We start from the raw sequence: 18,524 nt of genomic DNA, 5'->3' as shown, positions 1-18,524 counted from the left end.
CGAGACATCCCATGAATCTGAAAATCATAGCCATATGGTTGCTGCTCATTCCCGGCATCAGCCAGGCGATCAATGTCGGCGCCGTGACCACCTTCATCGACGCAGACAGCCAGGAGGTCGCCAAGCAGATCGAAAATGGCAGCGATCAGGCCAGGCTGGTCACGGTCACGGTCACGCGCATCTCCTCCCCGGAAGAGGGGGGACGGGAGATCCCCATGGAGGTGAGCGGTGAACTGATGCTGTCGCCCAGCCGGATGATGCTGCCCGCCAATGCCAAGAACAACGTGAGGTTCTTTTACAAGGGCCCGCAGGATGACAAGGAGCGTTACTACCGCATCCGCTGGCTGGACACGGCCCTATCGGCAGACGATCAGCGCAGCGAGCGTCGGCAGGCGGTCGCCACCACCTCGGCCCAGATAGGCACCATCCTGGTGGTGACGCCGCGCCAGCAGCGATTTGCCTACGACCTGAAGGGCGACACCCTGACCAACAAGGGCAATGCCTCCTACCGCACCGTGGCGTACGGCCCCTGCCTGAAAAGCCAGGAGTTGTGCAAGGAGACCTACTACGACCTGCCGGGCAAGCAACGCCGGTTCAAGCAGGTCGACATGCGTGATCCAAAGAGCCACCTGGGACTCTGGCTGGGTCAGGAATTCGTCGTCGTCAAATAACCCCTTTTTACCGGTACTGTCCTCGCCCCTCGCAGGGTGACGAGGCCCCGTTGCCGACATCTGGAACCATGGTGCTCGATATGTTGAAGAAAGCCTGGCTGTTGCCGCTCTCATGGCTGATCGTGCTGTCAGCCCCGGCCAGCGCCACAGCCCCCCTCAGGATCGCCAACGTCATCATTCCCGCCAGCTTTGCCAGCGCACTGGAAGAGGGGCTGGCGGTGCCGGTGCGCCTCCAATACACGGATGAGGACAATCGGATCGACACCCTGACCGATGGCTCCATCGGCAACGCCACCCTGTTGCTCCAGGACGGCAAACTGCATTTGCTGCACCTTGATTTCAGTGCCGGCCAGCAGCAAGGCCTGCTGAACGACGCCCTCACCGCCATGCTCTCCAGCAAGCAGCAACGCACCTTTTCTGCCGATGGCAGCCTGCGGCTCGATGCCAATGCGAGCATGCAGCTGGACCTCGTCGCCATGCTGTTGACCATTCGGGTCTCGCGGGAAGCATTTGGCCAGGCCAGGCAACCGGACAACCGGGTGGCATTGACCCCGACGGTCGATACCTTGACGGGGGTGCATCGCTACAACCTGGGCTACTCCTTCATCAACAACCCGCAAAGCGGTCACAGCGACTCCAATTTCCTGCAACTGGACAGCACCGTCGGGCTGGGTGCCCATCATGTCGCCATGGACGCCTCCCTCTACAATCTGGGTGAGCCTGAGCAGACCGGAGATATCTACCGCGCCATGTACGAACGGGATCTCGATGATCGCCGCATCGCGGCCGGCATGGTGTCAACGTGGGATCTGCAGACCCTGGGGGTGGTGACGGGCCTGACCACGGGCCGTATCTACGGGGCATCCTATGGCAACCAGGCGCAGTCTCGCAAACAGACGGCCAACGAATCGACCACGCCGCTACAAGTCTTCATGCCCGCCAATGGCGAGGCCAGAGTCTATCGGGATGGACGCCTGATCGGCCTGCAAAACCTGGCTATCGGCAACCAGAGCCTGGATACCTCTGCTTTCCCCAACGGGGTCTACAACGTCACGGTCGAAGTCCATGTGGATGGACGGCTGACCAGCACCACGACACAGCGTGTCACCAAGCTGGGCGGCAACCTGGGTTTTACCCGGGAGTGGGGCTGGCAATGGTGGGGAGGCATGATGGAAGGTACCCAGAATAACAGCGATTCCCCCCTGTTTGGCATGTCGCTGGCGCGTTCGCTGGACACCCTTGAACTGGCCACCACTACCTATGCCTTCGAGGAGGCGGCGGTAGGCGAGGCGCGCGCAAGCTGGCAGGTCACCGATCGCCTCGGCACCCAGCTGCAAAGCATGCTGGCTTCGGATCGTTCGTGGCGATTGGCCTCCAGCCTCTCCCTGCAGGCCCACGACTACGCCTCCTTGTGGATCAGCCAGGAGAAGCTGAAGACTGGCAGCACCCTGATGGTGGGCGATACCGAGCTCTACTCCGCCGGCATCACGCTCAACCTGGGTGGCTGGATCAGCGGGCTGGGTCAGCTGACCTTCAACACCCTGCACGATCGCCAGATGAACAGCGATCGCAGCTATATAGATTACTACCAGCACCTCTATGCGGGTCGATACGGCAACCTGTCGCTGCGCGCCAGCCTGCAGAGTGACAGTGGCACCCTCAATGGCTTCAGTAACAAGAGTGTCACCCTGGATTATTCGATTCCGTTCGACAACCTGTTCAGCTTTGGCATGAGCAGCAACGAACAGGGTCAGACAACGGCCAACCTCAGCTACCAGAAACGCATGGACGGCGTCATCAATCTGGCTGCGTTCAACGCCTCGCGCATGGTGCACGGCAGCGATGAGCACAATACGGCACTCTCCGGCACCCTGGGTTTCGAGCACAGTGCCATGGGCGGCACCATGACGCTGGGCCGCGGCCATGGCGGTGACATCAACGGCAACCTCATTGCACGGGGCGCCCTGGTCACCACGGAGAATGCCGTGATCGCATCGAGCCGGAGTGCCTCGGGTGCAGGTCTGATCATCAATACCGGGATCGCCCGTGAAGGGAAGATGATCGCCAAGGTGAATGGGCAGGACTACCCCCTGCAAGGGGAACAGACCTTCCTCGCCCTCTCCCCCTATCAGGAATACGAGGTTGAACTGCTCAACAGCAAGACGGGGAAAGACAGCTATGACATCAATACCGGCAAGCAGCGCTACACCCTGTTCCCCGGCAGCGTCGCCACCCTGGATGCAAGCGATAGCGTCAAGGAGATGGTGACTGTCTTCGGCGTACTCAAGGCAGAGGATGGCTCACTGCTGGCCAACGCCCGCATTGACAACCATATCGGGACCACGGTCACCAACGACGCCGGCGAATTCTCTCTGGATGTGGACAAGGCCAATCCCTTGCTGACCTTCCGCCAGGGGAGTGACTTCTGTGAAGCCGAGCTGGATCTTGCAAGACACACGGGCGCGGCCTGGGTCGGAGTCGTGACCTGCCAGGGACTGCCCACCTATGCCATGGTGAGGAAATATTAATCATGAACATCACACACAGACTGCTATTGGTCATTGCGCTTGGTACTGGCTGGGCTCAGCAGGGCAGTGCGGCTGTCTCCAAAACCGTCTGGCCGAATGCACCACTTCGCAATTTCCTGTTCATTGAAAACCAGGAAGACAACAACCTGTTTGTTGCACCAACCGATGCACTGGATCCACGACTGACCGGTGCGAATGCCTGGACCTCGCTCAAAGGAAATGGACAGGTGAGTCTGGCGTACGTTGATAACGGGTACAACACCGATATCAACAACTGGAACGTCGACATGTGGGAGAACGGCCCCATCCGTCGCCCTTATGTCAACCAGCGGTGCATCATGACATATACCCGTTGCGATCCCGACACAGCAGAGGCAGTCAACAAGCCGGCCGTTGTCGATGATCTCGGCTTTTTCGGGCTCATGGGGGCATCCGCTGGATGGGGCCATGGCAAGCTGAGTCCAGGCTTCTTCGACTATCTGCGGGTAATGCCCGTTGGGGCGATTCTGAACAGGGAAATGAATCTGTGCAGGACCACGCTCAAATATGATGCTGCTGCCGGAGAACGCTGTGTCGATCAGAACAGCGGTAACTGGTATGTGAGGAACATGCAGCACAAGAAGGCCGGACATTTACGCTTTATACAAACCAACGCAATTAGCGAAGTGATCGTAGACAGCAATGGAACACCTTACGTCTTGCCGGGTTCACAGGGTTGCGAGAACTACAGACTGGGCACTCGAGACGGTATTTTGTGTCGATTTCTTGATTACAATTTCAATGAAGATGGCAGCCAGAGCTATACCGAGCCTTATATGTATACCAATGTCAAAAACAGCTCGCTAAATAGCGCCATCGGCACAGCAGACCTGCAAATGAGCGCAGATCTAAAGAACTGGGCAAATAAGGGATCTCGTTACAATATCAGCTACTTAAGGGGGCAACAGTCTGTCTACCTTTTCTTGTCTAGCAACTTTTTCAAGCAGATCGTGAGACTGGGTTTACAAGAGCAGCTCACTCGCAGCCTGATCAACTTCAACATGAAAAACGGATATGCTCCAGAGAGTGGATATTATGAGTTCAGCGGTACAACCGAGATTCATATCAAACCACGGGATTTCAGCGTCTCGATCCTATCTTCGGATGGAGTAACCAATCCTTACAGGGAAGGCAGCGTCGGTAAAGATGTATTGAGCTTCCCATACAATATTTCGGATAGTGGCCCCATCAGTGCCGATCTGCTTGAGATCTTCATATCACAGGATAAGGGTGCCCCTTACCAGGGGTATTGCACTTTTTATCCTGCCGGAACGTCCACCTCCGAACAGGCCGTACCAATACCGACCAGGCTGGTATTCGATTCGGCGACGCATGGTGCCGCCTCCCGACATGCCATTCGCTGTGATCGGACCCCGGTAGATATTCGCGCATTGGGCATACAAGACAGCCAGCCACCGCAGGAATGGAACGATCCGATCAACGGCAAAGGCATTACGCGGTTCTATCAACTGGCGCTGGAATTTGACCTGACCGATCCCAGGGTACAGCGCACCGTCAACGATGAGATGTGGGAAGGTGCGGTAGAGCAAAGCGGCACCATTACCATCAAGGGAACCTGGCGCTGAGAATGGAGCACAACATGCATCGTCTTCTTTGGCCCTTGCTGGCCAGCCTCTTTGCCTCACAGGCCACGGCCATCGACATCGGGGCCATGACGGTTGCCATGGACCCGAAGGAAGAGTTCACCACGCGTACCGTGACCAACAACAGTGGCGCACCCAAGGTGTACGAAGTGCAGATGGAGAAGATCAGCGATCCCACGGCCAGAGGGCGCGCGGTGCCCACCATACCCGGTGAGCTGTTGTTTGCCCCCAAGCGCTTCACGCTGCACGGCAGGCAGGCACAGAACGTCAAACTCTACTACAAGGGACCGGCGGATAGCCAGGAGCGTTACTATCGCATCACCTTCACCGAGTCGCCGGCAGCCCAGGTGGATGAAGGCGGTCAGGCGCAGCGCCGGGGAACCGTAGAGGTGAAACTGGCTCTGCAATCCATCTTGGTCGTGCGCCCGCGTCAGCCACGTTTTGAATACCAGCTGGATCCGGCAAAGGGCAGCATCACCAATACCGGCAATACCTACTTCGAGTTCATGGTCAAACAGGGTTGTCAGCAGGCGGACAGCGAGGCCGACAGCAAGTACCTGCTGCCCGGCGAGACCTATCACAACCCCAGGATCGGTCAGCCGGGCAATCAGAAGCTGATCGTCTATCAATCCAGATTCATCCAGGTTGGCAAGGAGTGCTGGCCAGACTAGAGGCGCCCAGGGTCCTGCAACCCTCCAAGGGTCAGGAGGAGAGGGTTGCCAGCCGGGCGGCGAAACCCATGAAGAAGAGGCCGATGAGGCCGTTGCCGAGGCGCGCCGCGGTCTGGCGCCGGCGGAAGAAGCGGGCCATCAGGGTGCCGCCGAAGATCAGCAGGGTAAGGTAGACGAAGCTCATGGCCTCCAGCATGCCGGCCAGCACCAGATAGGAGATCCAGGTGTGGGCATAGCTGAAGTCGATGAACTGCACGAAGAACGATACGTAGAACAGGATCGCCTTGGGGTTGGTGAGGCTTAAGGTGAGCGCCTTGGTGAAGTAGCGCTCCCCCGGGTCCATCGCCGACGCCTGCCCCGCCTTTCTGGCGACGAAGTTGGCATGCAATATCTTCACCCCCAGGTAGAGCAGATAGAGGGCGCCGAGGTAGCGCACCAGGGTAAACAGCAATGGGGTGGTGCGAATGAGGGAGGCGATCCCCAGGTAGGCGCAGAAAATCAGGATGGCGTCGCCGACGAAGACCCCGAGAGCCGCCTTGTAACCCGGGCCTATGCCGCGCACCGCTCCGGTACGCAGCACGTACAGGGAGTTGGGCCCCGGCGCTATGATGATGAAGAAGAGACCCACCAGATAGGTCCAGACGTTGATAACACCCAAACTCTCAAACATGGCGCGCCCCCCTGGACTTGGAAAATAGCCCGGTCAGGCAGGCCCAGACGTTGATGAAACCCAGGCTTTCGAACATGTTCCCTCCATGGCGGGTGATGAACCGGATAACGGCGGCAGGCCTTCTATACTAATCCGCCCCCCGCCAAGCACAAGATCTGGCCTGCTCTCCACACGCCTTAGGATGAACGGCCTGCGCGCCGATCGAGAGCAACCCCGGAGTTCGCCCACTTTGGTTATGTCCAGACGCCCAGGGATAAGGCATGGTAGAAGACGTTTTGAACCACAGACACCACACCCCATGGAAAAGATCCTGAGCACAGAGACGCTCGACGCGCCCCCCGCAGCCGATGCCCTGAACACCACCCGATACCCCGTGATCGCCGCCATCAGCTTCTCGCACCTGTTGAACGACATGATGCAGTCGGTGCTGCTGGCCATCTATCCGCTGCTCAAACTTGGTCTCGACCTGTCGTTCGCCCAGATCGGCCTCATCACCCTCACCTACCAGTTCACGGGCTCGCTGTTGCAGCCGCTGATCGGCCTCTGCACCGATCGCAGGCCCATGCCCTACTCCCTGCCCCTCGGCATGGGGTTCACCCTGGTGGGGCTGCTCTCCCTCTCCCAGGCGGACAGCTTCGGCGCCGTGCTGCTGTCGGCCATGCTGATCGGCATGGGCTCGTCGGTGTTCCACCCGGAATCCTCCCGGGTCGCCCGCATGGCGGCCGGCAACCAGCCCGGCCTGGCCCAGTCCCTGTTCCAGATCGGCGGCAACCTGGGATCGGCCATAGGTCCCCTGCTCGCGGCCCTGATCATAGTGCCGCAGGGTCAGGGCAGCGCCGCCTGGTTCTCCCTGTTCGCCCTGGTCGGTGTCGTGGTGCTCGTCTTCGTCGGGCGCTGGTCAAGCCAGCACGGTGCCCACTTCCACCGCAGGATGAAGGCCCAGATCGGCAACGGCCTGAGTCGCCGCCAGATCGGCTGGTCCCTGGCCATCCTGGGCCTGCTGATGTTCTCCAAGTTCTTCTACATGACCAGCCTGAGCAGCTATTACGCCTTCTACCTGATGGACAAGTTCGGCCTGTCGCTGGACAGAGCCCAGCTCCATCTGTTCGCCTTCCTGTTTGCCGTCGCGGCGGGCACAGTGCTCGGCGGGCCGGTCGGCGACCACATCGGCCGCAAGCGGGTGATCTGGATCTCCATCCTGGGCGTCGCCCCCTTCACCCTGCTGCTGCCCCATGTCGACCTGTTCTGGACCACGGTGCTGTCGATGATCATCGGCCTGATCCTGGCGTCGGCCTTCTCCGCCATCCTGGTCTATGCCCAGGATCTGGTCCCCGGCAAGGTTGGCACCATCTCCGGCCTCTTCTTCGGTTTCGCCTTCGGCATGGGGGGCATAGGGGCGGCCCTGCTGGGCCGGCTGGCGGATGCCACCAGCATAGAGACCGTGTATCAGGTCTGCGCCTACCTGCCGCTCATCGGCTTGCTGACCGCCTGCTTGCCGACCATCAGAAAGGGCTAGCGGATAGCCCGCGAGGAATGCCGACCATAAAAAACGCGGCCCGAACGGGCCGCGTTGAAGTGGATGAGAACAAGGGCAGGTCAGCAGTACTGGCCGGCCACCCAACCGGAAGACCAGGCCCACTGGAAGTTGTAGCCGCCGAGCCAGCCGGTCACGTCCACCACCTCGCCGATGAAGTAGAGTCCGGGCACCTTGCGCACCTCCATGGTCTTGGAGGAGAGCTCGTTGGTGTCCACCCCCCCCAGGGTCACCTCGGCGGTGCGATAGCCCTCGGTGCCGTTCGGCAGGATCTGCCAGTCCCCCAGCAGGGTGGCGACGGCCTCCAGCTCCCGCTCGTTGTACTGGCGCATCGGCTTGCTGACCAGCTGACCCAGCTCCACCAGCTTGTCGACGAAGCGCTTGGGCAGCTCGCGCCCCAGCACCGTCTTCAGCTCCTGGGCCGGGTGGGCCTGGGCCCACTCCTTGAGGGCCGCCGGAATGTCCAGCTCCGGCAGCAGGTTGATGTGGATCTTCTCCCCCGCCAGCCAGAAGGAGGAGATCTGCAGGATGGCCGGGCCCGAGAGGCCGCGATGGGTGAACAGCATGGCCTCCTTGAAGCGGGTGCCATCCTCGGCGGTCACCGCCACCGGCAGGCTGACCCCGGCCAGATCGGCGAAGGCCTCCTTGTCGGCCTGATGCAGGGTGAAGGGCACCAGGCCGGCGCGGGTCGGCAGCACCCTGAGGCCGAACTGCTCCGCCAGCTTGAAGCCGTAGGGGGTGGCACCGAGCTTGGGCATGGAGAGGCCGCCGGTGGCCACCACCAGGGAGTGACAGCTGATTTCCCCCTGACTGGTGGTCAGCATGAAGCCCTCTTCGGTCTTGCTGACGGCGAGGATCTCGGTCTGGAACTGCAGGGTCACGCCGGCCCAGTCGCACTCGGTCAGCAGGATGTCGACGATCTCCTTGGCGCTCTCGTCGCAGAACAGCTGGCCGAGCGTCTTCTCGTGATAGCGCAGCCCGTGCCGGTCCACCAGATCGATGAAGTCCTGCTGGGTGTAGCGCGCCAGCGCCGACTTGCAGAAGTGGGGGTTGGCCGAGAGGAAGGCGTGGGGCCCGGCCTGGTGGTTGGTGAAGTTGCAGCGACCGCCGCCGCTGATGAGGATCTTGCGGCCCGGCTTCTTGGCGTTGTCCAGCACCAGCACGGAACGGCCCCGATAACCGGCCTGGGCCGCACACATCAACCCGGCCGCCCCGGCGCCGATCACCACCACGTCAAGCTGCTTCATCATCACTCACCCATCAAAAGAAAAACGGCCCCTGTACGAAAGACCGTCATTGTGCCCGGCAGAAACCATCGCCGCGGTTTCATGGCATGTCCAATAAAAAACAGCCCCTTTGCAAGGGGCCGTCATTGTACTGGCTGAACACTGAGTGTCCACGACTATCAGGCAGCGCCATCCATGATGCTGGCGGGAGCGCCCTTGGCCAGCTCGGCCAGCTCCTTGTCGATGAAGTAGAGGCCCTTGCCATCCTCGCCCACCAGCGACAGACGATCGACGATGCTCTTGAACAGCTTCTCCTCCTCGTGCTGCTCGGCCACATACCACTGCAGGAAGTTGAAGGTGGAGTAGTCCTGGGTGGTGAAGGCCACGTGGGCCAGGCCGTTGATGCACTTGGTGATGTGGTACTCGTGCTCCAGGGTGGTGCGGAAGATGTCGCCAAGGGAGTTGAACTCGTGGGGAGGCGCCTCGATGGCCCCCAGCAGCGGCATGGCACCGGTCTCGCTCACATAGGTGAACAGGCGCTCCATGTGCTGGCGCTCCTCGACGGCGTGCTGGCGCAGGAAGTTGGCCGCCCCTTCAAAGCCCCTGTCCTCGCACCAGGCGCTCATCTGCAGGTAGAGGTTGGAGGAATAGAATTCAAGATTAATCTGCTCGTTCAACTTCTCGATCATGGCTTTGGCCAACATGATGATTCTCCACTGTGATTTGCTCACGATTGTCGCCACTGTTGCATCCTGACGCAACCAGATACGACCGTCGGCGCGCGCAGTCATGACGGTTTCCCGCCTCATCCTGTCCCCCATACGGTTATAGAGAAGCAAAGAAACATGGTGTAGGTGACGTCAGCCATTATGATGGCGCCAGTGGTCAGGGACAGGATTCAATGAGATTCATTATGACACTGGCACTGCTCTGGATGATCCAGCTGCAGGCCGCTCCCTCCTTGCTCAGCGAGGCAGAATTGCAGGCAGCAAGGGATCCCATCGGATATCTTCAACGCCTCGATGCCAGCCCCCAGCAGGAGATGGAGCTGTTTCATGCCAGATCCCTGGCCAAGGCGGCACTGGGGCGCTATCCCGACGCCCTGCTGGACAACGCCCGTGCCCGCGCCCTGGCCACCGCCCGCCATGAAACCACCCGACTGCTGGATTTCCGGCTGCAGCAGGCGGCCCTCACCCTGGATACCGAAGAACCGCACCGGGCCCTCCGGCTGCTGGCGCTGCTGCAACCCGAGATCGGCGACCACCCTGCCCTGCTGTCGGAGTGGCACGCCCTCAACGGACTCGCCCTCTATCGCACCCAGCAGCTGAGCGCGGCGATCGCCGAGCTCAAGACCGCCTTCCGCCTCAAGCAGGCGGCGCCCGACTCCCCCATCGCCAGCCTGCAGTGTGCCCGCCTGCTGATGACGCTGGGCAACCTCTATGCCGATCTGAGCCTGCCCCGGGAGGCCGAAGGCTATTATCTGGAGGCCCTGCAACGCATGGTGCTGCTGAACGAGCCCAACAGCCAGATCATCATCCGCGCCAACATGGCGCGACTCTATATCGATACGGATCGCCCCGCCCAGGCCAGGCGACTGCTCGACAACCTGCTGGCCAACCCGGCGCTGGCACCGGATTACCGCGCCATCATCCTGGGTTATCAGGCCATGGCGCTCAACGCACAGCGCGACTGGGCGGGTGCCCTGCGCACCCTGGACGAGGCCCAGGCGCTCTATCAGCAGCTGGGTTATCCGGATGCCGGAGCACGCCTGCTGGAGACCCGGGCCCGGGCACTGCAGGGCACTGGCGAGAAGCAGCTGGCACTGCAACTGCTGACCACCCGGGGCGCCGCGGGAGCCAGCAGCAAGGCGCTGCAGGCCAGCCTGCTGGCCGATCAGGGACGCTATCCCGAGGCCTACCGGGCGCTCAGCGAATACGTGAGCGACTACAAGCAGCACTTCAACCAGACCCTGAGTCAGCATGCTGCCGCCTTCCAGGCCGAGATGGATCTGGCCCGCAGCGAGGCCAGCAACCGGGCGCTGCAGCAGGAGAACGAGAGCAAGCGCCAGCAACTGCTGCATCAGCATAGCGCCCGTTACTACCAGCTGATGCTGGTCGGCCTGCTGGCCGGCGCCCTGCTGCTGCTCGGGCTCACCACCCACCGGCTGCACCGCAGCTCGCGCCACCTCTACAAGCTGGCTACCTTCGATCAACTGACCGGGCTGCCGAACCGGCGAGCCCTGCTGGAGCGGCTGGCGCAGCAGTGGCAGCTGGAAGTTCCCCTGACCCTGATCATCATCGACATCGATCATTTCAAGCAGATCAACGACAGGCACGGTCACCAGGCCGGGGACCAGGCCATCCGGCAACTGGCCAGGGAGCTCAAGAGCTGGGCGCCGGACCAGCACCAGATCGGGCGCCTGGGCGGGGAGGAATTTCTGGTGGCCATGGAGCAGGATGGCGCCACCTGCTGGCGGCTTGCCGAACAGCTGAGAAACCGGATCGCCTACCTTGCCGCCCCCCACATGACCATCAGCATAGGGGTGGCGGAGCGTTCACCGGACGATGACAACCTGGGCCAGCTCATCCACCGGGCCGACATGGCCATGTATCAGGCCAAGCGCCAGGGGCGCAACCAGACCGTCCTGGCCCTGGCTCCCCAGGCCCAGGACGAACTCGCCTGCAACGTCGCCTGAGACGTAGGCCCGGGCCTACCGTCAGGATCAGGGCATCAGCTCGGTGAGCGACGCCACACTCACCGGTTCCCCGTAGTCCACCCCCGGCAGCCCGAAACCGTTGAGCTGCAGGAAATCCTGACGCAGCCCGGCAAAGTCCCCCAGGGCGTGGAAGTTGTCCGGCGTCACCTTGGACCAGAGCGCCGAGACGGCGGCCTGAATGGCCGGGTCGAGCTCGTGGTCGTCCATCCGGATCAGCCGGTTGCCGTCGGCCACCACCCCTCTGGGTCCGTACATCTTGGTGGCGAACAGCCGCTGCATCTGCTCGATGCAGCCCTCGTGCACACCGCGCTCCTTCATCACCCCCATCAGCAGGCCGAGGTAGACAGGCAGCACCGGAATGTAGGCGCTCGCCTTGGTCACCAGCGCCTTGCAGACCGACACCCAGGCGTGGCCGCCGACTTCCGCCAGTTGCAGGTTGATGGTCTCGGCGGTGGCGTGCAGATGCTCCTTGGCATAGCCGATGGTGCCGTCCCGGTAGAGGGGATAGGTGGATTCGGGGCCTATGTAGGAATAGGCCACGGTTTGCGCGCCGGGGGCCAGGCAATCCGCCTGTTGCAGCGCCTGCATCCAGAGCTGCCAGTCCTCGCCGCCCATCACGGTGACGGTGTCGCGGATCTCCTCCGGGGTGGCGGGAGCCAGGGATTGCTGTACCAGGGCGTCATGCTCCAGATCCAGCCCCCAGCCGCTGAAGGGCTGGCCCGTGGTCTTGAGCACGGAGCGCACCTGGGTGCCATCGGCCAGCACCCGGATGCCGCTCGCCAGCGAATAGATGACCAGGTCCACCTGCCCGAGCTGCTGGCGTATGGTCTCGATGGCCTGCTGGCGCATGGCATCGGAGAAGGCATCGCCGATCAGGTTGACGGCGATGCGCCCTGCCTGCTCCGCCTCCTTGCGAAACCAGATGTTGTTGTACCAGCCGGCGCTGCCCAGCCCCTTGTCGGAGGGGCCGCGCTCGAACGACACGCCGACGGTGTCGGCACCGGCACCGAAGGCGAGCGTGATGCGAGACGCCAGCCCGAAACCGGACGAGGCCCCAAGCACCAGCACCCGTTTGGGCCCGTTGAACGATCCCTCCGCCCTGACGCTGGCAATCTGCTGCATCACGGCGGCGCGGCAGCCGATGGGGTGGCAGTTGCGGGCAACACAGCCCTGGATTTGCGGGTGAATGATCATCGAGGAGTCTCCGGGAAAGGGGTGCAACAGGAGGAACGTCCGTGGCGGGCCGGCCCGCTCTCGGGGCCCGGTGACGCACGACGGTTTGCCAAGGGAACTGGCTACAGCATAACCAAGCGGCGGGGGATTACCTTGACATGGGGCGGAATATCGACGGGAAAAGGGCAGAAAAACAAAAGGGAGCGCGAGGCTCCCCAAAGCGGTATTCAGATGCTTTTTGTTGTTTTGTGTTCATTGCGAAGCACGGGCACATCCTATGCCCCTCCCTCTGTCGGGGCAATAGACCGCCTGTGATCGGCTTCAAACTCCTGTTCAAAATATACACTACCTTTTCATCGGGCACGGCAGCCCGGGTGTACGGGGCCCATGCAAATCCTGAAACTGTGGCAACGCCGCCGTTTTAGTTTCAGCAGACATTGGTATAGTGGACCCAGGATCAGTGAGGAGAACTCCCATGAATGGAACCTATTACAAACACGTACTGGCCGCGATCGACCTGTCGGAAGACAACCGCAAGGTGATCGAGAAGGCGGTCGACCGGGCCCGCTCCAACGGCGCCAAGCTGTCGGTGATCCATGTGGATGTGGACCTCAAGGATCTCTACACCGAGATGATCGACATCGACATCGACAACGTGCAGGACCAGGTGATCGCCGAGGCGAAGGAGAAGCTGGAAACCTTCCTGGCCTCGGTGGACTACCCCATCGAGAAGAAGCTGGTGATCTGCGGTGATCTCAGCGAGCGGGTCAACCAGGCGGTCAAGGATTACCAGATAGATCTGCTGGTGTGCGGCCATCGTCAGAGCTTCTGGAGCCTGCTGACCTCCAGTGCCCGCCAGCTGATGAATACCGTGCCCTGCGATCTGCTGGTCGTGCCCTTGCAGAAGTGATCAAACAGGCGTAGCTTGATTTGCCATGAACATGACCTCATTCAATCACAAGAACTGGTGGTGCCGCTTCTAAACAGGCGGCGCTGCTTTTCTATGTAAATTTTCCCAAAGAAAACACCGTGACCGCCGAGAGGCGGTCATTGTTTTCATCCCTGTGTCGCCTCCCGGCCCACCCCAACCGGAGAGAGTGACATGCACAACCCCATCATACTGACCGGCGATCGTCCCACCGGCAAACTGCACATCGGCCACTATGTCGGCTCCCTGCGCCAGCGCGTGGCGGCCCAGCACCATTACCGCCAGTTCGTGATGATCGCCGATCTGCAGGCGCTGACCGACAACGGCCACAACCCGGCCAAGGTGACCGATCACGTGCTGGAGGTGATAGCCGACTACCTTGCGGCAGGCCTCGACCCGGCCAGGACCACCTTCTGCCTGCAGAGCGCCCTGCCCGCCCTCGCCGAGCTCACCTGCTACTACCTGAACCTGGTCAGCGTCGCCCGGCTGGAGCGCAATCCCACGGTGAAGGCGGAGATCCAGCAGAAAGGGTTCGAGCGCAGCCTGCCCGCCGGCTTCCTGGTCTACCCGGTCAGCCAGGCCGCCGACATCACGGCATTTCGCGCCACCCATGTGCCCGTGGGGGAGGATCAGCTGCCCATGCTGGAGCAGACCAACGAGATAGTGCGCCGCTTCAACGCCCTGGTGGGCAAGGAGGTGCTGACCGAGTGCCAGCCCATACTGAGCGACACCGGCCGCCTGCCCGGCATCGACGGCAAGGCCAAGATGTCCAAGTCCCTCGGCAACACCATAGAGCTCGGCATGTCGAGGGACGAGATCAAACAGGCGGTGTTCGCCATGTACACGGACCCCGAGCACCTCAAGGTGAGCGACCCGGGTCGGGTGGAGGGCAATACGGTGTTCGCCTATCTGGATGCCTTCCACCCGGACAAGGCCCTGGTGGCCGAGATGAAGGCGCACTACAGGCGCGGCGGCCTCGGCGACATGCGCTGCAAGCAGGAGCTGAACGACTGCCTGCAGAGTCTGCTCGCCCCCATGCGGGAGCGGCGCCAGGCCGCCATCGCCGACAAGGGCCAGCTGCTGGCGCTGCTGCACCGGGGCACGCTGCAGGCCCGGGCCCTCACCGACGAGGTGCTGGCCGAGGTGAAGGGAGCCATGGGGCTGGACTACTTTGCCGGGCTGCGCTGAGCCGGCGTGCCCAGTGCGGCCTCGCCGTAGCGCTCGAAGGCGAGGCCGTGCAGCAGGCTCTTGAACCAGCGGATCGCCTCGTCGTGGGCACTGAGCGGGTGGCCCGCCATCAGATAGACGATGGGGATGGCGGGATCCAGCGGATGGAGGCGCAGCGGATAATGGCGGCAGAAGTGGCGCCCTATCATCTCGGGCACCACCACCAGGTAGCGTCCGGTCGCCATCAGGGGCGGCACCGCCATGAAGCTCGGCAGTCGGACACCCAATTCCCGCTCCACCCCGAAGCGCCCCAGCCAGAGATCCACCATGGCCTGGCTGTGGCCCCAGCTGGAGGTGTGGATGTGGGGCCGGCTGACCAGATCGTCCGGCCCCAGCGCCTCGGGCAGCGCGCTGCCAAGCGGCGACAGGCACACCAGGGGATTGCTGAACCACTCCTCCCGCCACAGCCGGGGGGAGAGATGGTTGGCGCCGGCGAACCCGATCACCAGATCCAACTCCCCCTTCTCCAGCTCCCGCTCGTAGTCGCTGTCCGCCAGCTCGCACACTTCCAGACGGCAGTGGGGCGCCAGCTGCACCATGCACTCCACCAGCGTCGGGACCAGGCCGTGCTCCACCGACCCCGGGGTGGCGATGCGAAACACCCGCTGGGCGCTGGCGGGATTGAAGTCCTTGGCCTGCCGCAGCCCCTGCTCCAGCATGGCCAGCGCCTGGCGTACCGGTCCCGCCAGCGCCTTGGCCCGCTCGGTCGGCATCATCTCGCGCCGGCTCATCACGAACAGGGGGTCATCCAGCGCCTGGCGCAAGCGTCCCAGGGCGTGGCTGACGGTGGACTGGGAGAGGTGCAGCCGTTCGGCGGCACGGGTGACGTTGCGCTCCTGCATCAGCATGTCGAACACGGTGAGCAGGTTGAGGTCGAGGCGGGAGAGGGGCAGTTCCATCGATATTAGCCATAGTTGAATGATGACAATTCATTTTTGGCATAGTAGCAGATTGCATAGAATGCGCAGGCGAATTACATCGGAGATTCAAATGCGTAGCTATCTGTTGTTGCTGGCGATCGGCCTGTTGTGGGGCTCCCAGTTCATCTTCATGCACCAGGCCGTGGCGGAACTGCCCCCCATCCTGGTGGCGGCCGGCCGCGCCCTGTGCGGCAGCCTGACCCTGGGCCTGCTCTGCCTGTTCATGCGCCTCAAGAGCGAACACACCCCCTGGCGCACCTACATGCTGATCGCCCTGCTCGACGCCACCCTCCCCTTCATCATGGTGGCCTGGGGCCAGCAGTACGTGGACAGCGCCATCGCCGCCGTGGTCATGGGTTGTATCCCCTTTGTGACCATTTTGGCGGCCCCCTTGTTTATTTCTGGTGAAAGAATCACCAAGGGTGGCCTCGTCTCCGTGCTCATCGGTTTCGTCGGCGTGCTGGTGCTGTTCTGGCCGAAGCTGGCCAGCGGCATGAATGCCGGTCTGCTCGGCGCCATGGCCATCCTGTTCGGGGCCAGCTGCTTCGCCATCGGCCTGCTGATGATCAAGCGCTTCGCCAAGGATCACCCCGTGGTGGTGGCGCGCAACATCCTGATCTCGTCCGCCGCGCAGCTGCTGCTGGCCGCACCCTTCGTCGCGGACCTGAGCGCCTTCACCCTGCCGAGCCAGCAGGCCATGGGCGCCGTCGCCATGCTGGGGATCTTCTGCACCGGTCTGGTCTACTTCCTCTATATGGCGCTGATCCAGAAGGCGGGCCCGACCTTCGCCTCCTTCAGCAACTACCTGGTGCCGCTGTTCGGCGTCATGCTGGGGGCCCTGTTCCTCGGCGAGCAGATCCAGTCCACCACGGGTGTGGCACTGGCGCTGATCCTGGGCTCGGTCGCCCTCAACCAGTGGGCCCAGCAGCGCCGCAACCAGCGGGAGGCCGCCCCATGTCAGGCATCCTGACCACGCTCTGCGGCGGCCTGGTGCTGATCGCCAGCTGGCAGTATCGCCACCGTCTGGCCGGGGTGCTGGGTCTGCTGATGGTGCTGCTGCCCTGGTTCTTCGACAGCAAGCTGCAAGCCATGCTGAACTATGCGCTGAGTGCCTGAAGACCCTCTCTGCGTGTGTGACGAGAGTGAGTCTCTCCTGTTTTTTGGGACCGTTTTGAAAAAACCTCCGATTTGTCCCTTCTACCGGCGCCCTGCGCCGGTTTTTTTATGCCTGCCCCCCGGGCCCGTAGCGGTAGCTCAGCCGCTCGTTCTTGCGCGGCCCCCGGATCTGCCAGCCGAGCAGGAAGCCGCCCTCTGTCTCGGTCAGCTCGGCACTGTAGTGATCCTGGCCACACAGGTGGGGCTCGGCGGTGAGCCAGCGGCCATCCGCTTGGGGCAGCAGCTCGAACAGCGCCACCGGCTGCTCGTAGCGCAGGTGGGAGAGCAGAATCCCCCTCGGGGTACGCTGCCACCAGAAGCGGTTGTGCATGGCCAGCACCCGGCCATGGGGGGTGGTGTAGTGGCCTCGCTCGGCAAACAACCAGCCTCCCTGGTGATCGGTCACCGTCACAACCCCCTCGCCGCGGCCGCACCAGTCGGTGGCGGAGCCCGCCCCGTTGCTCGCCTCGAAGGCAAATGCTCCGATCTGTGGCAAGCCTTCCCATAAACGCTGGATCGCGCCTTCCAACTCGGCCATCATAGCGCCCTCCAAATTGACAATTGACGACATTTCAATCACATGAACTACTTGATAGGGGTTACCCTGCTCTGGTCCTTCTCCTTCAGCCTGATCGGGGTCTACCTCGCCGGCCAGGTGGATGCCTACTTCTCCGTGCTGACCCGCATCGTCCTCGCCAGCCTGGTGTTCCTGCCCTTCCTGCGCCGCCGCTGGCTGCGCCCCGATCTGGTCGCCAAGCTGATGGCGCTCGGCGCCATCCAGCTTGGCATCATGTACCTCTTCTACTACCACTCCTTCCTGCTGCTGACGGTACCGGAAGTGCTGGTGTTCACCATCTTCACCCCCATCTACGTGACCCTGACCCACGATCTGCTGGAGGGCCGCTTCAAGCCGACCTATCTCTGGGGGGCCCTGCTGGCGGTGCTGGGTGCGGCCGTCATTCGCTTCGACGGTCTGACCGAAAGCTATGTGCTGGGATTCCTGGTGGTGCAGGGGGCCAACGTCTGCTTCGCCCTGGGCCAGGTGGGCTACAAGGTGCTGCTGGCACGGGAGGCCGAGCAGCCGCCCCAGCTCGCCGTGTTCGGCTGCTTCTATCTGGGGGCCCTGGTGATCGCGCTGCCAGCCTGGTGGCTGCTTGGCCAGCCCCAGTACCCGACCAGCAACCTGCAATGGGGCATTCTGATCTGGCTGGGGGTGGGGGCATCCGGGCTCGGTTACTTCCTGTGGAACAAGGGGGCAACCCTGGTCAGCAGCGGCGTGCTGGCCATCATGAACAACGCCCTGATCCCGGCGGGCCTGCTGGTCAATCTGGTGCTCTGGGGCAAGGATACCGACCTGCTCAGGCTCACCCTGGGTGCCCTGCTGATGCTGGCATCCCTCTGGGTCTGCCAGCGTCGCCGGGTCAGTGAAGGTTGACAGGAAACGGGCCCGCCCAGGCTGGCC

Annotated in this window: 17 protein-coding genes; 11 read left to right on the top strand and 6 right to left on the bottom strand. The window is 62.4% G+C overall.

Going from position 1 to position 18,524, the window contains the following annotated elements:
• Positions 1–11 precede the first annotated feature (11 nt).
• The 4 genes from R2B70_RS00270 (at position 12) to R2B70_RS00255 (ending at position 5,513) form a co-directional block, all read left to right on the top strand.
• On the top strand, positions 12–671 hold the full coding sequence (locus R2B70_RS00270; RefSeq protein ID WP_042079022.1) for a fimbria/pilus periplasmic chaperone: 660 nt from the start codon (positions 12–14) through the stop codon (positions 669–671).
• A gap of 80 nt (positions 672–751) precedes the next feature.
• Positions 752–3,199, top strand: coding sequence for a fimbrial biogenesis outer membrane usher protein (locus tag R2B70_RS00265; RefSeq protein ID WP_318162351.1), 2,448 nt, complete (start codon positions 752–754; stop codon positions 3,197–3,199).
• A 2-nt stretch (positions 3,200–3,201) separates the two neighbouring features.
• On the top strand, positions 3,202–4,824 hold the full coding sequence (locus tag R2B70_RS00260) for a hypothetical protein (RefSeq protein WP_042079024.1): 1,623 nt from the start codon (positions 3,202–3,204) through the stop codon (positions 4,822–4,824).
• A 14-nt stretch (positions 4,825–4,838) separates the two neighbouring features.
• A complete protein-coding gene (locus tag R2B70_RS00255) occupies positions 4,839–5,513 on the top strand; it encodes a molecular chaperone (protein ID WP_318162350.1) in 675 nt (224 codons plus the stop codon).
• Between the two features lie 31 nt (positions 5,514–5,544).
• Here the strand turns inward: R2B70_RS00255 and leuE are convergent, their stop codons facing one another.
• Positions 5,545–6,183 carry a leucine efflux protein LeuE gene (leuE, locus tag R2B70_RS00250; protein WP_042079027.1) on the bottom strand — a complete coding sequence of 213 codons (639 nt, stop codon included), beginning with the start codon at positions 6,181–6,183 and terminating at the stop codon, positions 5,545–5,547.
• A 298-nt stretch (positions 6,184–6,481) separates the two neighbouring features.
• Between leuE and R2B70_RS00245 the strand changes: the two genes are divergently transcribed.
• Entirely contained in the window at positions 6,482–7,699 is a 1,218-nt protein-coding gene (locus R2B70_RS00245) for an MFS transporter (protein ID WP_042079029.1), read from the top strand.
• A gap of 80 nt (positions 7,700–7,779) precedes the next feature.
• On the opposite strand, the gene R2B70_RS00240 is transcribed toward R2B70_RS00245, so the two are convergent.
• Positions 7,780–8,964, bottom strand: coding sequence for an NAD(P)/FAD-dependent oxidoreductase (locus R2B70_RS00240; protein ID WP_318163384.1), 1,185 nt, complete (start codon positions 8,962–8,964; stop codon positions 7,780–7,782).
• 158 nt (positions 8,965–9,122) lie between these two features.
• Positions 9,123–9,647 carry a non-heme ferritin gene (ftnA, locus tag R2B70_RS00235; protein WP_042079031.1) on the bottom strand — a complete coding sequence of 175 codons (525 nt, stop codon included), beginning with the start codon at positions 9,645–9,647 and terminating at the stop codon, positions 9,123–9,125.
• Between the two features lie 209 nt (positions 9,648–9,856).
• On the opposite strand from ftnA, the gene R2B70_RS00230 reads away from it, so the two are divergent.
• Positions 9,857–11,638: a GGDEF domain-containing protein gene (locus R2B70_RS00230; protein WP_318162349.1), complete on the top strand. Its 1,782-nt coding sequence runs from the start codon at positions 9,857–9,859 to the stop codon at positions 11,636–11,638.
• 27 nt (positions 11,639–11,665) lie between these two features.
• Here R2B70_RS00230 and fabV read toward each other — a convergent pair whose 3' ends face one another.
• Complete coding sequence (gene fabV, locus R2B70_RS00225; protein ID WP_318162348.1) at positions 11,666–12,853, bottom strand: enoyl-ACP reductase FabV; 1,188 nt, start codon at positions 12,851–12,853, stop codon at positions 11,666–11,668.
• A 454-nt stretch (positions 12,854–13,307) separates the two neighbouring features.
• Between fabV and R2B70_RS00220 the strand changes: the two genes are divergently transcribed.
• Entirely contained in the window at positions 13,308–13,742 is a 435-nt protein-coding gene (locus tag R2B70_RS00220; protein ID WP_042079034.1) for a universal stress protein, read from the top strand.
• 192 nt (positions 13,743–13,934) lie between these two features.
• Positions 13,935–14,948 (top strand): tryptophan--tRNA ligase, encoded by a 1,014-nt coding sequence (gene trpS, locus R2B70_RS00215; protein ID WP_318162347.1) that lies wholly within the window; start codon positions 13,935–13,937, stop codon positions 14,946–14,948.
• Here trpS and R2B70_RS00210 read toward each other — a convergent pair.
• Positions 14,927–15,886, bottom strand: a complete 960-nt coding sequence (locus tag R2B70_RS00210) for a LysR family transcriptional regulator (RefSeq protein ID WP_318162346.1) — start codon at positions 15,884–15,886, stop codon at positions 14,927–14,929. The two genes, trpS and R2B70_RS00210, sit on opposite strands and share 22 nt — an antisense overlap.
• 91 nt (positions 15,887–15,977) lie before the next feature.
• Between R2B70_RS00210 and R2B70_RS00205 the strand changes: the two genes are divergently transcribed.
• A complete protein-coding gene (locus tag R2B70_RS00205; protein WP_042079037.1) occupies positions 15,978–16,877 on the top strand; it encodes a DMT family transporter in 900 nt (299 codons plus the stop codon).
• Positions 16,862–17,023: a hypothetical protein gene (locus R2B70_RS00200; RefSeq protein WP_084203067.1), complete on the top strand. Its 162-nt coding sequence runs from the start codon at positions 16,862–16,864 to the stop codon at positions 17,021–17,023. Before R2B70_RS00205 ends, R2B70_RS00200 begins: the two co-directional genes overlap by 16 nt.
• 106 nt (positions 17,024–17,129) lie before the next feature.
• On the opposite strand, the gene R2B70_RS00195 is transcribed toward R2B70_RS00200, so the two are convergent.
• Positions 17,130–17,600, bottom strand: a complete 471-nt coding sequence (locus tag R2B70_RS00195; protein ID WP_042079099.1) for a DUF6314 family protein — start codon at positions 17,598–17,600, stop codon at positions 17,130–17,132.
• Between the two features lie 42 nt (positions 17,601–17,642).
• Between R2B70_RS00195 and R2B70_RS00190 the strand changes: the two genes are divergently transcribed.
• The gene (locus R2B70_RS00190) at positions 17,643–18,497 is read left to right on the top strand and encodes a carboxylate/amino acid/amine transporter (protein ID WP_216991392.1); all 855 of its coding nucleotides are present in this window, start codon (positions 17,643–17,645) and stop codon (positions 18,495–18,497) included.
• Positions 18,498–18,524 lie beyond the last annotated feature (27 nt).

The organism is Aeromonas sp. XH (assembly GCF_033348475.1).
GTDB lineage: Bacteria > Pseudomonadota > Gammaproteobacteria > Enterobacterales > Aeromonadaceae > Aeromonas > Aeromonas sanarellii.
The sequence above is the reverse complement of the archived record's forward strand: the minus strand, read 5'-3'. Positions and strand labels throughout refer to the sequence as shown.